The organism is Myroides fluvii, from assembly GCF_009792295.1.
Taxonomy (GTDB): Bacteria; Bacteroidota; Bacteroidia; order Flavobacteriales; family Flavobacteriaceae; genus Flavobacterium; species Flavobacterium fluvii_A.
The window spans coordinates 1,784,325-1,800,315 of sequence record NZ_CP039934.1; the positions used below are offsets into that span (position 1 = coordinate 1,784,325).

Annotated in this window: 14 protein-coding genes and 5 tRNA genes; 12 read left to right on the plus strand and 7 right to left on the minus strand. The window is 37.7% G+C overall.

The window, feature by feature from the left end:
- Positions 1-86: 86 nt before the first annotated feature.
- Genes FBR08_RS08095 through FBR08_RS08110 form a run of 4 tightly spaced genes read right to left on the minus strand, consistent with a single transcriptional unit; the run spans position 87 to position 6,277 of the window.
- Positions 87-1,493 carry an efflux transporter outer membrane subunit gene (locus tag FBR08_RS08095; protein ID WP_158962267.1) on the minus strand — a complete coding sequence of 469 codons (1,407 nt, stop codon included), beginning with the start codon at positions 1,491-1,493 and terminating at the stop codon, positions 87-89.
- Between the two features lies 1 nt (position 1,494).
- Positions 1,495-4,635, minus strand: coding sequence for an efflux RND transporter permease subunit (locus tag FBR08_RS08100; RefSeq protein WP_158962268.1), 3,141 nt, complete (start codon positions 4,633-4,635; stop codon positions 1,495-1,497).
- A 3-nt stretch (positions 4,636-4,638) separates the two neighbouring features.
- Entirely contained in the window at positions 4,639-5,793 is a 1,155-nt protein-coding gene (locus FBR08_RS08105) for an efflux RND transporter periplasmic adaptor subunit (protein ID WP_158962269.1), read from the minus strand.
- A gap of 7 nt (positions 5,794-5,800) precedes the next feature.
- Positions 5,801-6,277 (minus strand): GbsR/MarR family transcriptional regulator, encoded by a 477-nt coding sequence (locus FBR08_RS08110; protein ID WP_158962270.1) that lies wholly within the window; start codon positions 6,275-6,277, stop codon positions 5,801-5,803.
- A 656-nt stretch (positions 6,278-6,933) separates the two neighbouring features.
- Between FBR08_RS08110 and FBR08_RS08115 the strand changes: the two genes are divergently transcribed.
- The 5 genes from FBR08_RS08115 to FBR08_RS08135 all read left to right on the plus strand — a co-directional run bounded on the left by FBR08_RS08115 (position 6,934) and on the right by FBR08_RS08135 (position 7,447).
- A tRNA-Gly gene (locus tag FBR08_RS08115) sits at positions 6,934-7,009 on the plus strand.
- A gap of 33 nt (positions 7,010-7,042) precedes the next feature.
- Positions 7,043-7,118 (plus strand) — tRNA-Gly (locus FBR08_RS08120).
- Positions 7,119-7,152: 34 nt separating this feature from the next.
- Positions 7,153-7,228, plus strand: a tRNA-Gly gene (locus FBR08_RS08125).
- A 33-nt stretch (positions 7,229-7,261) separates the two neighbouring features.
- Positions 7,262-7,337 (plus strand) — tRNA-Gly (locus tag FBR08_RS08130).
- Positions 7,338-7,371: 34 nt separating this feature from the next.
- Positions 7,372-7,447 (plus strand) — tRNA-Gly (locus tag FBR08_RS08135).
- Between the two features lie 29 nt (positions 7,448-7,476).
- Here the strand turns inward: FBR08_RS08135 and pepE are convergent.
- The gene (gene pepE / locus FBR08_RS08140) at positions 7,477-8,184 is read right to left on the minus strand and encodes a dipeptidase PepE (RefSeq protein ID WP_158962271.1); all 708 of its coding nucleotides are present in this window, start codon (positions 8,182-8,184) and stop codon (positions 7,477-7,479) included.
- 160 nt (positions 8,185-8,344) lie between these two features.
- On the opposite strand from pepE, the gene FBR08_RS08145 reads away from it, so the two are divergent.
- From FBR08_RS08145 to FBR08_RS08155, 3 genes are read left to right on the plus strand one after another with little or no spacing between them, the layout of a single operon-like run.
- Positions 8,345-9,145 (plus strand): hypothetical protein, encoded by an 801-nt coding sequence (locus FBR08_RS08145; protein ID WP_158962272.1) that lies wholly within the window; start codon positions 8,345-8,347, stop codon positions 9,143-9,145.
- Between the two features lie 39 nt (positions 9,146-9,184).
- On the plus strand, positions 9,185-9,490 hold the full coding sequence (locus tag FBR08_RS08150; RefSeq protein WP_158962273.1) for a Sec-independent protein translocase subunit TatA/TatB: 306 nt from the start codon (positions 9,185-9,187) through the stop codon (positions 9,488-9,490).
- On the plus strand, positions 9,490-10,059 hold the full coding sequence (locus FBR08_RS08155; protein WP_158962274.1) for a phosphatase PAP2 family protein: 570 nt from the start codon (positions 9,490-9,492) through the stop codon (positions 10,057-10,059). The genes FBR08_RS08150 and FBR08_RS08155 overlap by 1 nt, the downstream gene beginning before the upstream one ends.
- 35 nt (positions 10,060-10,094) lie before the next feature.
- On the opposite strand, the gene FBR08_RS08160 is transcribed toward FBR08_RS08155, so the two are convergent.
- A complete protein-coding gene (locus FBR08_RS08160; protein WP_158962275.1) occupies positions 10,095-10,736 on the minus strand; it encodes an O-methyltransferase in 642 nt (213 codons plus the stop codon).
- 155 nt (positions 10,737-10,891) lie between these two features.
- On the opposite strand from FBR08_RS08160, the gene FBR08_RS08165 reads away from it, so the two are divergent.
- The 4 genes from FBR08_RS08165 to FBR08_RS08180 all read left to right on the plus strand — a co-directional run bounded on the left by FBR08_RS08165 (position 10,892) and on the right by FBR08_RS08180 (position 15,510).
- A complete protein-coding gene (locus FBR08_RS08165) occupies positions 10,892-12,052 on the plus strand; it encodes a serine hydrolase domain-containing protein (protein WP_158962276.1) in 1,161 nt (386 codons plus the stop codon).
- A 2-nt stretch (positions 12,053-12,054) separates the two neighbouring features.
- Positions 12,055-12,768 carry a 3'-5' exonuclease gene (locus FBR08_RS08170; RefSeq protein ID WP_158962277.1) on the plus strand — a complete coding sequence of 238 codons (714 nt, stop codon included), beginning with the start codon at positions 12,055-12,057 and terminating at the stop codon, positions 12,766-12,768.
- A gap of 480 nt (positions 12,769-13,248) precedes the next feature.
- A complete protein-coding gene (locus tag FBR08_RS08175; RefSeq protein ID WP_158962278.1) occupies positions 13,249-13,701 on the plus strand; it encodes an OsmC family protein in 453 nt (150 codons plus the stop codon).
- Between the two features lie 126 nt (positions 13,702-13,827).
- Positions 13,828-15,510, plus strand: coding sequence for an ABC transporter ATP-binding protein (locus tag FBR08_RS08180; protein ID WP_158962279.1), 1,683 nt, complete (start codon positions 13,828-13,830; stop codon positions 15,508-15,510).
- A 5-nt stretch (positions 15,511-15,515) separates the two neighbouring features.
- On the opposite strand, the gene FBR08_RS08185 is transcribed toward FBR08_RS08180, so the two are convergent.
- On the minus strand, positions 15,516-15,743 hold the full coding sequence (locus tag FBR08_RS08185; protein ID WP_158962280.1) for a hypothetical protein: 228 nt from the start codon (positions 15,741-15,743) through the stop codon (positions 15,516-15,518).
- Positions 15,744-15,991: the final 248 nt, after the last annotated feature.

The following is a 15,991-nucleotide window of genomic DNA, read 5'->3' on the forward strand; positions in this document are numbered from 1 at the left end:
ACTTCACGACTTCATCATCCCAAAAAAAAATAGCAGTAAACTTTCGCTCACTGCTATTCTTAACTATGGATAATGTTGAAGTGTTTTTATTCTAATCCACCACCTAAAGAGCGATACAACTGCACTAAAGTTGTAAGTTGAGTCAACTCTGTATTGATGTAGCTTAATTCAGCTGCCAACGCACTTTCTCTAGCTGTTAATACATCCAAATAAGTCGCCATTCCTTGAACTAATAGTTCTTCCGAATAGGTTGTAGCCAACTGATACGCTTCGTATTCTTTTTTCTTTAAATCTAACTTAGTAGAAGCACTTTCATAGGTGTATAATGCATCAGAAACTTCTTTAGAAGCATCTAGGATCGCTTTTTTATATCCTAAATACGCCTGCTCTTTTTTCGATTGAGCCACTTGGTGTTGTGTTCTAATTTGTCTTCCGTTTAATAGGGGTTGAGTTAAACCGCCAATTAAATTAGCAAATAAAGAGTTTGTATTAAACAATTCATCAAAATCAAGACTTTGAAGTCCACCATTTGCAGTTAAACGCAAAGAAGGATAAAAGTTTGCTCTTGCTACATTCGTCATTTCAAAAGCGTTGACTAAACCGAATTCTGCTGCTCTTACGTCAGGACGATTCGCCAATAATTGCATAGGAACTCCGATCCCTAAATTTGCATTTACTCGTTGGTCATTTAGTTTCTCTCTTTTGATTTCACCAGGAGTTTGTCCTAGTAAAATGCTGAATGTATTTTCTGTGATTTTGATGTTGTTGTTCAAGTCAACTAACAATGCTTGCGCATTGTACAATTGTGCTTGTGTTTGTTTCACTGCAATCTCATCCACTTGTCCAGATTCTTTCAATGCTTGAATTGTCTCCACACTGTTTTTTCTGTTGGCAATGGTAAGTTCAGTAACTTCTTTTTGTCTATCTAAAGCAACGAGTTGAAAATAAGTAGTAGCAATAGTTGAAATCAACTGTGTTTTTACTGCTTGTTGAGCCGATACAGTTTGTAAATAACTCGCTACAAAAGCTCTTTTGTTACTTCTAAGCTTGCCCCATACGTCCAATTCCCAAGAAAACTGACCTGTAATATCGTATAGATCTGTTTTGATGCGTTGGTCGCCACTTAAGATTCCTTGTGGACCATTTTTAGATTGGATGCTATGCGTGTAGTTTCCACCAACACTCAAGGTAGGAGCGAAGCCCCATTTTCCTTGTTGCATGTAGGCATGAGCTGCATTGATATTTTCAATGGCAATCAACATATCGAGATTGTTTTCTAAACCAGTCTCAATGTGCTGAATCAAGGTTTGGTCAGAGAATAACTCCTTCCATGACAAGCTTGCCATGGAAAGAGAGTCTGCTGTATTACTACCTCTATATTGTTCCTCTTGAATAACGTCAGGTCTATCATATTTTTTTGCAACTATACAAGATTGCATGGTAAGTCCTAATATTGCAACAGGAATCGCTCTGTATATATATGTTTTTTTCATGTTATTCAGACTTAATTTCTTCAAATTTAATTGGTTTAATTTTCTCTTGAAGATATTGGAAGATTGCATATAATACGGGAATTACAAATACTCCAATGATAGTACCAATCAATAAACCAAAGGCTGCACCTGTACCAATTGAACGGTTTCCGATATAACCAACTCCACCTGCAAATACCAATGGCATTAATCCCAAGATAAAGGCAAATGAGGTCATTAGAATCGGTCTTAAACGCGCTTTAGCACCGTTAATAGCTGATTCTACAATTGATTCACCATGTCTTCTACGTTGAACGGCGAACTCCACAATCAAAATGGCATTCTTCGCGAGTAGCCCAACGAGCATGACCAGGGCAATCTGGAAGTAAATGTTGTTTTCTAATCCTGCAATTTTTTGTGCAAGGAAAGCTCCCATAATACCCGTTGGTAAAGATAAAATTACCGCAAATGGCAACATGTAACTTTCGTATTGTGCAGATAATAAGAAGTAAACGAATACCACACACAAGAAGAAAATTAATACCGTTTGGTTACCTGCACTAATTTCCTCACGAGATAATCCCGTAAAGTCAATACCATAACCTGAAGATAAGTTTTCTTGTGCCACTTCTTGAACCGCTTTAATTGCATCCCCAGAACTGAAGCCCGGTTTTGGTGCTCCTGTAATATTTGAAGACGTAAATAAGTTGTAACGGTTGATCGATTGTGGTCCGTATACTTTCGTTAAATTAACAAACTGTGTAATGGGTGCCATTTCTCCTGATCCTGTTCTTACATAAATCTCATTCAAGCTATTTACATCTGAACGGTATTCAGGTAATGATTGTACCATGACACGGAACTGTTTACCAAAACGCGTAAAGTCTGCCGCGTAAATACCTCCAATATATCCTTGTAAAGCAGAGAAAATATCACTAACTAAAACACCTGATTCTTTAGCTCTAGCTACATTTAAATCTAATTCATACTGCGCGTAGTTCGTGTTAAATGACGATTGCGCATACATGATTTCTGGACGTTGCATTAAAGCACCTAAGTACTCTTTTGACTTTTGATCAAAATCGGTCAATGAACCTCCTGTTTTATCTAGTAATTTTAACTCAAAACCAGAAGACATACCGAAACCAGGGATACTTGGTGGTTGGAAGAAAATCATTCTTGCATCTTGGAATTGCGTTGCTGCTAAACCGAATAATTTTCCAATTACTACGTCAGTAGCTAATTCTGGTGCTTTTCTTTCTTTGAAGTCTTTCAACTTAATCATCGCCATACCGTAGTTTGATCCTTGACCGTTGATGAAAGAGAATCCCGATACTACAGTTACCCCATCAACACCGGGAATTTGCTCTACAATTTTAGAGAATTCTCTCTGAATAGCTACCACACGGTCTTGAGAAGCACCTGCTGGTAATTCAATATTCCCCATGATAAATCCACGGTCTTCGTTGGGTACGAATCCAGTAGGCATCGTTTTAGCTGAGTAGTATGTAATTCCTAAACATGCAATCAAAACAACAAAGGTTAACCATTTGTGTTTCAATAATAATTTGAATGAATTTCCGTAACGTTCAGTAAGGCTGTTGAAAGCAATGTTGAACGCTCTAAAGAAACGTTGAAGTAAGTTTTTCTTCTTACCGTTGTCAATTTCGTGGTGTTTTAAGAATACCGCACATAAAGCCGGGCTTAATGTCAAGGCATTTACAGCTGAAATTAAAATCGCAATAATCAGGGTAATACCAAATTGTTTATAGAATACTCCTGTAGGACCACTAATAAACGTTACTGGAATAAATACCGCCGCCATTACTAGGGTAATCGAGATAATCGCACCAGAGATTTCATCCATCGTGCTTTTACTCGCTTCTAGTGCATCTTCACCTGTAGCTTCCATCTTGGCGTGGACGGCCTCCACCACAACGATGGCGTCATCCACCACAATCCCAATGGCGAGTACGAGGGCAAATAAGGTTAGTAAGTTCAACGAGAACCCAAAAGCATTCAAGAAGAAGAACGTACCGATAATCGACACAGGTACTGCAATCAACGGAATTAACGTCGATCTAAAATCCTGTAAGAAGATGTATACCACGAAGAATACTAAGATAAAGGCTTCAATTAAGGTAGTAACTACTTTGCTAATTGACGCATCCAAGAATTCGTTGGTATCCATCAACACTTTGTAGTGAATTCCTTCAGGGAAGTTTTTCGATAGTGATTCTAATTCAGTATGTAAGTGCTTGTTAATTTCTTGCGCGTTTGATCCTGGCGTTTGGTAAATCGCCATGGCAACCGCTGGGTGTCCATCTAATTCCGAGTTTCCTACGTAAGACATCGCACCAAGTTCGATTTTAGCAACGTCTTTTAGTAATAAAACTTGTCCGTTTGCTAATGATTTCACTACAATATTTTCATATTGTTCTTGTGTTTTGTATTTACCGCTGTATTTGATTACATATTGGAATGCTTCCGCATTGTTTTCACCCAATTGTCCCGCAGCAGCCTCCAAACTCTGTTCGTTTAAAACGCGAACAACATCCGAAGGAACTAGGCCATAGGCTTTCATTTTTGACGGTTCAATCCAAATACGCATCGAGTAGTTACGAGAACCAAAGGCCTGCGCATCCCCAACCCCACTTACACGTTTCAACTCAGGAATAACGTTAATATTCATGTAGTTTTGAATGTAAATCGCATCGTAGTTCGGATTTTCAGAGTAGAACGAAAGGAACATCAACGCACTGGTTTGTTGCTTTTGTGTCGTTACTCCTGAACGCGTTACCTCTGCCGGTAAAAGCGGTGTAGCACGAGCCACACGGTTCTGTACGTTTACTGCTGCAATATCCGGGTCAACCCCTTGTTTAAAGATTACTTGAATACTCGCACTACCATCGTTACTGGCAGTAGAAGTAATGTAATCCATGTTTTCAACCCCGTTTACTTGTTCTTCAATCGGAATGATAACACTCTGCATTACAGTCTCAGCATTCGCTCCAGGATAACTGGCGTTAATCTGTACCGTTGCAGGCGCAATATCAGGATATTGCGTCACAGGAAGTGCGGTTAATCCCAACACCCCTAAGATTACTATTAGGATAGAAATAACTGTCGATAGAACAGGTCTTTCAATAAATGTCTTTAACATAGTTTAGAATGTTGATTTGTAGTTGTTAATCTCCTCAATTGAAGTTGGTGTTGGTGTAATTGCCGAACCATTGCGTAATGTACCTAATCCTGCACCTACGATCGTTTGCCCTTTTTCCAATCCTGATTTTACAACTGCTAATTTGTTCACACGATCAATCACTTCAATAGCGGTAGATTTCACGGTGTCATTTTCTACTTTGTACACATACACTTGACCTTGTTGTTCGAAAGTAGCTGATTCTGGAATAACCATCACGTCTTTGTACGTTTGTGGAAGTAATAAAGTACCACTGTTTCCTGTGCTTAAGATTCTATCCTTGTTCGGGAATGCCGCACGTACTTGTACGGTACCTGTAGCGGTGTTAATTTGTCCACTGATGGTTTCGATTTTTCCAGCATATTGATATGTTGTACCATTAGCTAGAAGTAATTTTACCTCTGGTAAACTCGCTAATTTTTCCTTCATGCTATTTCCTTCAATCTTTTCTAAGAAATTGAAGTATTCTTTCTCGTTCATTGAGAAATAAGCAAATACTTCACTATCGTCAGAAACTGTCGTTAATGGCGTCGGATCACTTGGCGAAATTAACGCTCCTTCACGGAAAGCAATCGCTCCTACAATACCATCTATTGGACTTCTTACAATAGAGAAATCAATATTGGCCACTACACTGTTGTAGTTGGCTCTTGCTGATGCTAATTGACTTTGTGCACTTGCTAAATTTGCTTTTGCTGTTTCCAATTGGATGTTGCTCACAATTCCCTTTTGAACGAGCGGAACTAATTTGTCAACATTCACTTGTGCTACATTTACTTGAGCCTCAGCAGTTCTAATCGCTGCTTTACTGGCATCTGCATTTTGTGATAAAATGTTGGTTTCCAAGCGGAATAAAGGTTGCCCTTTTTTTACAGTTGCTCCTTCATCCACATACACCTCTTGAATGTATCCCGTTATTTTTGCGCGAACGCTACTCGTAACTTTACCTTGTAGAGTAGTGGGGTATGAAGTATGACCCACAACATCTTGTGTTGGAACTTGAACAACTTTGTATGGCATTGGACCTTGCCCTCCTTGTGCTTGCTCTTTCTTTCCGCATGAGATTACGGCTAATGATGAAAGAGAGCCAAGAACGATAGTATGCAAATAACGTTTCATATATAAATTACTGGTTTGTACTTTTTAATTTTTCTATTGTGTTTGCTAACATAACTTTACTATTCTCTAAATGGTCAATATAGAGTTTCATCTTCGCTTGACAGTTGTTGGAATTGACCAATCCTTCATCTACATAACCTTTTAGCTTTAAGGTTAAAGCGGATTCTCTGTCTAACATGTTTCTAATCAACTCTAATCGCGTTGTAATAAAGTTGGAATTTAAACGGAAGAATCGCTTCCGCTCATCAATTTTATTGAAATGTTCGATTTGATTGTTGCTGATTAGTAAATTTAAACTCGTTGATACAGAACTTTTACTGGCGTTTAATCGTTCAACAAGTTCGTCAAATGTTACTCCGTCTCTGTTGTTATTGAACATAATGTAGGTGTAAATCTGAGCCGTAAGAGGCGAGAAATGATAGACTACTTCATGATGTGCACAGAAGTCTTGAAACAAATCGACTAATCTTTGATCGTATTGCATTATGGAAATAAATCTTAATAATAATTATACCCTGCAAAGATAGGGTTAGTTTTGTTCTTTCCGAACCAAACAAACTTAAAGTTCTCTTAAATTATGTGGATGACGTCTAAATAACATGCGATTTCATTGTTAAAAGGATAGTAGGGATTAGAAAATAAATTTTTATTTGGCAAATTTTAGTTTGAATAAAGCAAGAAATATTTAGTTTTTGAAACTTATTAGAAGTGTTTGTTCTTTTAATAGAAAGATTTTTTTGTGTTATTCTAATTAGAGGTTTTGTTCAAAGGCTTTATTTGAACGCCATTCGTCAGCAAAATTTAGCGTATAGGGGCACTACATGCTGCTGTTTATTTCAGGAGAATAGGAGGGAGAATTTCTCACAGTAGAACAAGGTGTGTGCTTGGGGGAAAAATATTTTTATCCTGCGTTGATGTATAATTCACAGCGTCTTGAAACGCGATAGAAGAGAAAAGCGTACTTGAAAGTTAGAAGGATTGCGTTTAGTTTTATAAAAAAGATTGCGTTTTTTTATTTTTTCGAAGGGATATCTTGTTGATATTCTGTAAGAAGAAAAGGAAATGAAGCGAAGTGATAAAAAATATCTTTTTATTTCTTGCATAGAATTTGAAAAATGCCTTATATTTGCATCCACAATTGCGGAAGTAGCTCAGTTGGTAGAGCTCCAGCCTTCCAAGCTGGTTGTCGCGAGTTCGAGCCTCGTCTTCCGCTCCAAAACTTGATGAAAGTTTTCAAAGATCATCGCCTGCGGAAGTAGCTCAGTTGGTAGAGCTCCAGCCTTCCAAGCTGGTTGTCGCGAGTTCGAGCCTCGTCTTCCGCTCCAAAAACTAGATGAAAGTTTTCAAAGATCATCGCCTGCGGAAGTAGCTCAGTTGGTAGAGCTCCAGCCTTCCAAGCTGGTTGTCGCGAGTTCGAGCCTCGTCTTCCGCTCCAAAACTAGATGAAAGTTTTCAAAGATCATCACCTGCGGAAGTAGCTCAGTTGGTAGAGCTCCAGCCTTCCAAGCTGGTTGTCGCGAGTTCGAGCCTCGTCTTCCGCTCCAAAAACTAGATGAAAGTTTTAAAAGATCATCACCTGCGGAAGTAGCTCAGTTGGTAGAGCTCCAGCCTTCCAAGCTGGTTGTCGCGAGTTCGAGCCTCGTCTTCCGCTCCAAAAGAAAAAGCCTGCTGATGCAGGCTTTTTTATTTTAACGTACTTACATCTGTATTCGGTTCAACTTCATAAGCCGCTTTGTCTTGTTCAAAAACACGCGCAGTGAGCATGCCTTCTAAAATAATGCGATGGCCCGTGACTTTCAACCAGCTTCCTTCTCTAAGCCCGATAACAGGTTGTGAATTGATTGTATGAAACTCATTAATTCTCGTCTCTCTTGTTTCTCCCATGTGTGTAGAACCATCGATTGGATCTAAATAATGAGGATTGATATTAAAGGGTACAAATCCGAACGTCTTGAATGAAGGCGGATACGTAATCGGCATGTCATTCGTTGTTTCCATGGTTAAACCACAAATATTGCTTCCTGCACTACATCCTAAATAAGGTGTGCCTTGATTGACTGCTGCTATAATGGTTGGAATTAAATCATGCGCATACAATTGCTTGACTAATAAAAAGGTATTTCCGCCTCCTGTAAAAATGCCATCCGCCGATTGAATGGCTTCTTTTGGGTTTTCAAATTCGTGAATGCCTTTTACTTCAATGTTGAGTGATTCAAATGCTTCGCGTACTTTAGCAGTGTAATCATCGTGACTTATACCACTAGGACGGGCATAAGGAATAAAGATAAGGGTTGATCCTGCTTTAAAATGATTGGATAAGGTCGGGAGTAAATACTCCAAATAACCTTGATTGTGTAGGGTTGAAGTACTTGCTATAATGATGTTTTTCATAATGGTCTTGTTAAGAAGTAACAAAAATAGACTTTATTCGTCAAATGAAAAAAGTTGTTTCTTGTTACTGGATTTTATATTTAACATAACTTTACACGATTAAAATTTTGCTTTCTATATTTATAAGATATTTTTACGGACTTCATTAATATATTAATAGATGAAATTAGTTTTAACCTTTTTGTTGTTGATTGTTGGAATTGGGGTATTTGCGCAGGATCGAGTGAAGTTGCAAGGGAAAATTGTATCTCGAAGCAAAGACCTGAAGGGGATATATGTGTCTAACATCAATACGGGAGACGCCTTGGTAACAGAACATGGTGGGTATTTTTCCATTCAAGCACAGGAAAATGACACCCTGATGTTCTCCGGGCCCTTATTTATCGGTTATCGCTATGTACTAGATGATATTGACCTTAAACGAGATATGATTTTAATTCCCCTTGAACCAAATGATCTCAATCGACAGTTGAACGAAATTGTCATTACTCATATCTCCTCTTCTTCCTTGGGGCTAGTTCCTGAAGGTGCTAGGCGTTATACCCCCGCAGAAAGGCGTTTGTATACTGCTACCTCAGGATCGGGAATTATTCCTGTTAGTGCTATCGTCAACTGGATTAGTGGACGAACGGCGATGTTGAAAAAAGCATTGAAGTACGAAAAACAAGAAATGAGAAAAGACAAGTTTCTCAATGTTATGGACGAATATGTCCTGATCAAAGATTATAGTATTCCCAAAGATTACGTCACTGGGTTTGCGTATTTTGTTTCAGATGATGATATTATGTCAGGTTATTTAAATGCTAGTATTACGGAAAGGGATAAGATTTCTTCTCGAACAGGTGTTTTGGCCTTGGAGTTTTTAGATTTATTGGGCGATAAACTGAAGGAAGAGCCTCAGCAAGATACTTTAACAGTCAATCAAGCAAATTTAAATCAAGAGAAAGCAACTAAAAAATAATAAACTTTGTAGTTTTGTATCTTAACTAAAAATAAAGTTATGTTTGGAATAGGAGGAGGAGAACTGTTTTTTATCATATTGATCATATTAATGCTTTTTGGTTCTGATAAAGTGCCAGAAATGGCTAGGGCCTTTGGTAAATTTATGGCGCAGATAAAAAATGCAACCAACGATATAAAAAGTGAAATCAATAAAAGTGCAGAGGAATCTGGTATAAAAAAAGATATTGAAGAGGCTTTAGATATTGATGCTAATATCAATCCAATCAAGGATATTCAGCAAGAAATCGAAAAGCAAAAAGAGGATATTGAAAATATTACAGGTCCAATAAAAAGGAAAAATTAATGGTCGATCAACTGATACAATTAGATAAAGAATTACTTGTTTTTTTTAATGGATTAGGCAGTGAAACGTATGATTTTTTTTGGTTGTTTATTACCAAACAATTAAACTGGACTCCTTTTTTCTTGCTGTTAGTCTATTTGACCTATAAAAAAGTGTCAATAAAAAAGCTAGGCGTTATTGTTTTAGTATTAGCGGGTTTAGTTGCCTTTACGGATCAGATGACGAATTTAGTCAAATATACCGTAGCGCGTCCAAGGCCTTGTAATACAGAAGACATCCAGGCGTTGATTCGCATTGTAAAATGCAGTCCGAGTTTGAGTTTCTTCTCAGGCCATGCTTCGAATTCTACGGCAACTATGTTGTTTATGTTTATGGTATTGAGACGCTATTACAAGTATGCCTACTTGGTGTTTTTGTTTCCCTTAATCTTTGCCTATAGTAGAATCTATTTAACCATGCATTTTCCATTTGATATTTTAGTAGGTTATTGTTTTGGCTTGTTGTCAGGAACGTTATTCTACCAAATCTTCTTGTGGATTGAAAGAAAATATAGCGATAAATTAATATAGTAAAAAAGGGATTTGGCTAAGCCAAATCCCTTTTTTTATCGAACTCGCGAAACAGTTAATCCATCGCGTATAGGCAGTAAAATAGTTTCCACTCGTGGATCCTCTTTTAAAAGTTTATTGTATTGATCTAATGCAATAGTGCTTTTGTCATTGGCTTTGATCTCTTCAATCACTTTTCCCGACCACAAGACATTATCAGATAAGATAATGCCTCCAGGATTCATCTTGTGAATGACTAATTCAAAGTAATTGCTGTAGTTTTTCTTATCCGCATCAATAAAAACTAAATCGTACTTCTTGTCTAGTTCAGGAATGATGTCTAACGCGCTTCCTATGTGTTGTGTGATTTGCTTGCCATAGGGGGATAAATCAAAATACTTGCGCTGAAAATCGTATAATTCTTCATTGACATCAATGGTGTCTAAAGTTCCGTCAACTTGTAATCCTTCTGCCAAACTCAAAGTAGCATATCCAGTAAAAGTTCCAATCTCTAAGATGTGAGTTGGACGAACTAATTTTGAAATCATACTCAAAAAGCGTCCCTGAAAATGCCCACTTAACATTCTAGGCTGTAAAACCTTTTGATGGGTTTCTTTGTCAAGTTGCGCTAACAATTCTGGTTCATTTTCACTGTGATTAGCGGCGTAATCTTCCAGTTCTTTCGATATAAAGTGCATATAAGAAGCGAATTTAAATTTGGATAATCATGATGCAAAGATAAAAGGCTTTTTGCAATCCCTCGCTATTTTATCGATTTTATAAGAATGCGGGGCAAATCCATCAAACAAGGAAAAAAAATGGTAAATTTAAGGACCAACAAGAACAAAAGGTTATGAAAATACTATGGAAATTCCTGAAAGGGCTAGCTATTACAATTATAGGTATTGTTATTTTAGCTTACGTGTTTAAGGTAGATTACTTATTTACTGCCGTTCGCACCATTTATTTTAATGGCTATAAAACAGCCTTCTTAGATGATTACCACTATTTTCCGACGCGTGAAATTCCAACGGGAAAAGCACAGCCTTGGCCTCTCGCTAAGGATTACAATACAGTAGAACCAACTGCTGCTTTAGCTGAAACGCACAAAGAATTACAGAGTATTGCTTTTTTAATTATTGAGAATGATAGCATTTGGCATGAAAGTTATTACGATGGTTATTCGGAAAATAGTAAGACCAATTCATTTTCTATGGCAAAGAGTGTAGTATCAGCCGCTTTGGGAAAGGCCTTGCAAAGAGGAGAAATAAAGAGCTTAGATGATAAAGTAATCCAGTATCTTCCCGAACTCAAGGGCAAATATAAGGATGAGGTAACTGTAGGAGATTTATCTTCCATGGCTTCTGGGTTGGATTGGGATGAAGGCTATTACAGTGCCTTTTCTGTGGTTACACAAGCGTATTTTGATAAAGATTTGAGAAGTGTAATGTTGGGCTTGGAAATCAAAGACCAACCGGGAAAAGAATTCATTTACAAGAGTGGTGATACGCAGTTGTTGGCAATGGTTCTCGAAAAGGCAACGGGAAAAACACTGTCTGCTTATGTTTCGGACTATTTCTGGAAACCCATGGGGGCTGATCATGATGCTTTGTGGCAAATTGATCATAAAGGTGATGGAATTGAAAAATCCTATTGTTGTTTTACCAGTGGAGCTCGAGATTTTGCGCGTTTTGGCAAGTTGTATAAAGATTTTGGTAAATGGCAGGGGGAACAGATTATCGATAGCTCTTTTGTTGCAAAATCCATCAAGCCACGATTTGAATCTAGTCCAGAATACGGCTATGGTTGGTGGTTAAAAAATTACAAAGGGCAAGATTTCTTTTATATGCGTGGACACTTAGGGCAATTTACCATCGTGTCGCCAAAAGACAACGTGATTATTGTACGTCTGGGACATATTAAAGGACTACAGACAGAATCTGATCCACATAGTAACGACCTATACACCTATATTGATGAAGCTTATGCTATGTTAGCGCAACGAAAAAAATAACGATGTTAGACCGAATTGACTTATCGCATATCTTATTTTTAGATATAGAAACGGTACCTCAAGAACAAGAGTTTAAGTTGTTGAACGAGGACGTACAAGTGTTATATGAAGAGAAAACACGCTATCAACGCAAGGGAGAAATTCCTGCAGAGGAATTCTATGCTCATGCGGGGATATGGGCAGAATTTGGTAAAATTGTCTGTATTTCTGTAGGCTTTTTTACCTATAAAAAGGGGGACCGTCAATTTCGAACAACCTCTTATGTAGGAGATGAAGTGGATATTTTGCGCAATTTCTCTAATTTATTGGCCAATCACTTTAATCGAGGGGAACATCTATTGTGTGGGCATAATGCCAAAGAATTTGATTTTCCCTACATGGCTCGTCGGATGATTATTCATCGCCTTAAGGTACCTTCAAAGCTTAATTTAATTGGAAAAAAACCCTGGGAGGTACCGCATTTGGACACGATGGAGTTGTGGAAATTTGGCGATTATAAGCATTATACTTCGCTAAAATTGTTGGCGCATATTCTGGGTATTCCCTCTCCAAAAGACGATATTAGTGGAGGGGATGTGGCGCGGGTGTACTATCAGGAAGGCGATGTGGAGCGCATTGCGCGTTATTGTGAAAAAGATGTTGTAACCGTAGCGCAAATCTTCCTGCGCTTAAGAGGGGAAGATAGCTTAGAAGAAGATGAAATCCAATCGGTCTAAAAAAAAGAGTTAAAAATATTGGAAAACTTGCTTTTTATAAAAAAATAATTTTTAGCTTTGTACGAAGTAAAAAACAGAAGAAAAAATACGATGTTAACAATTCGACCTAATTTTTATAAATCAATGTGGTGTTCAACGCAAGAGGTGAGTGGATTAGGATTGTTATTTTAAATCGTAAATAATAATAAGATATACATAAAGCCTCTGTTTGTAAACAGGGGCTTTTATTTTTTTAATCATACGCAATGAGACAGCAAATACAGTATTTATCGAACCCAACATGTTATATGTGGATGTTTATTAAACATTCGCCTATTCGCTTGTTACCAGAACTGAAGCAAAAATCCTAGCGTTTTTTAAATTAAAAATGATTAAGTGTAATATTTCAAGTCCTTTTGGTAACGTACGACGACCAAAAGGACTTTTTTTATGAGGTAAAGTGTCGTGTAGAAACAAAATGTAAAAAACAAAAAAAGCAAAATGAGTAAAAAAGTAGTAAAAGTATTGGGCTTTTCAGTGAGAGAAAGTCAGCTAGCCATCAAAACAGCAAACTTCTCATTCACCGTAAAAGACGGTAAAGAATTAGGGCAAGCAGCCCAAGTCGATTCGGAAGAATTGATCTTAGCTAAATTAGCGGGAAGCATCCACGCTATTGGGAATTTATTGGGTTCAACCTTAAATTTGGATTTGAAATCGATTCAAATTGAAGTAAGTGGTGTGATAGACGAAGCTTTGCAACAAAAACAGTTGGACGCTGCAGTGTTTAAAAAAATTGACGTGATTGTCAAACCTACATCAACAGCTTCCATCATTGTGTTGAAAGAATGGATGGATGCAGTGAAATTAGCATGTCCAGTATTTGCTAATTTTAAACAACAAACACCGACAATCGTTACGTTAGTGAAGGAGTATGATCATGTAAATGTTGCCTAGTATGACAGAAATTTGTTTTTTTAAATTGTGATTTAATTGGAAGGAAAGGATGTAATCACCCAAAACTCCCCATTAAATCACAATTAAATAGCTTATTTTTGTTTCAAGACACTTTACAACCTATTTATGTCAGTACAAAAACCGTTACTTACCGTTGAAAATCTTCAAGTTAGCTTTGAACAGAACAAAGAGTGGAAGGCTATCGTACAAGGAGTTTCTTTTGAACTTCACGCCAATCAAATTTTGGGTATTGTTGGAGAATCTGGATCGGGTAAGTCGGTGAGTTCCTTGGCATTGATGCGTTTACTTCCTCAGGATAAGAGCAAAATAGAAGGAGAGATTTGTTTCGAAGGTACCGACCTGACAAAGTATACTGAAGAGGAATACCGTCAAGTACGAGGCAATAAGATTGCCATGATCTTTCAAGAACCCATGAGTGCGCTAAATCCTTCCATGCGTTGTGGAGTTCAAGTAGAAGAAATGCTTGTACTGCACACTACTTTAAAGGGGAAAGCACTAAAGAATCGCGTGATTGAGCTATTTGAACAAGTAAAGTTGCCCTTTCCAGAAGAAGCCTATCGCAAATATCCTCATGAATTATCTGGAGGACAAAAACAACGGGTCGTTATCGCGATGGCTATTGCGTGTAAACCTACGCTATTGATTGCAGATGAACCAACAACAGCCTTGGATGTAACCGTTCAAAAAGAGATTATTCACTTGTTGAAAGCGCTACAAGCCGAAACGCAAATGGGAATGATTTTCATTTCGCACGATTTGGGATTGGTTTCGAGCATAGCGGATGAGGTCATGGTGATGTATCGCGGACAAGTGGTTGAAAAAGGCCCTACCTCCCTTGTTTTTAATCAACCGCAAGAGCGTTATACCCAAGCCCTTTTGGCAGCACGCCCTTCTAGTAAAGTTCGATTAGAGCGTTTGCCAACCATTCAAGATTTTGTCGATAATCAAGTACCTACGGCGGTTATTTCCCCAGAGGAAAGACAAGTAAGACAGGCCAAGTTATATGTGAACCCTCCGCTTTTAGTGGTGAAAGAGGTCGCAAAGGATTATGTTTCTACCATAGGCTTATGGGGCAAGAAGACTTTTCGCGCCTTAGATCAGATTCACTTTGAGGTATATGAAGGAGAAACCTTGGGTTTAGTAGGGGAAAGTGGCTGTGGAAAATCCACCTTAGGCAATGCAATCTTGCAATTAGACCCTGCTTCATCAGGCGCTATTTTTTATCAGGGGACCGATATTACCAAACTGAAAGGCAAGGCACTACGAGCTTTGCGAAAAGATATTCAAATTATTTTTCAGGATCCTTTCTCGTCCTTAAATCCCAAATTAACCGTGGGGCAGGCCATCATGGAACCCATGATTGTACATGGACTATTTGGCAATAAAAAGGAGAAAAAACAAAAAGTACTTCAGCTTTTACAACAGGTAGGCCTAACAGAAGAAGCCTTCGATCGTTATCCACATGAATTTTCTGGAGGACAACGTCAGCGTATTGGAATTGCACGCACAATAGCTGTTCACCCCAAGTTAATCATCTGTGACGAATCGGTCTCTGCCTTGGATATTTCCGTTCAAGCCCAAGTGCTCAACTTGTTGAACGAACTAAAAGAACAATATCAATTTACTTATATCTTTATTTCACACGATTTGGCTGTGGTCAAGTATATGTCAGACCAAGTCATGGTGATGAATAAAGGACAAATCGAAGAAAAAGGAGAAGCAGATGCTTTGTATGCTAATCCTCAAACCGCTTATACGAAAAAGTTAATTGCTTCTATTTTGGAGTAGTAGTTTTATTTTCCTCCGCAAATAAAGCGAAGTGATTTATATTTTCTAGTAATCATAAAGAGAATATAGGTTAAGGCAAGGCTTATAATAATTTGATAGCCTACATTACAAAATGCATGCTGTACAATTCTATTCAATAGCGGATATGAAACAACAATAAAAGGAACATGGTATAAGTGTAATAAATAGGTATAAGCTCCGACATTGTAAAATGTGAAGTTTCTATTAATCATGTAAATGAAAATAAATAAAGAAATAGGAAATTTAAGTATCTCAATAGCTGATGGTTGAAATATCCAAATACAGAGAGATATGCTTAAAAGGGTTAAAAGTATTTTTGTTCTATAGTGATCAATGAAACTTGAAAAATGGGCTATTCCTAGTCCTATGAGGAATAATAGAGGAATATCTAATCTCAAAAAAGGTTTTCCAAACAAGCATAGCAGAAGAAAGCCAATGAATAGGTAAATATTTCGGTTTT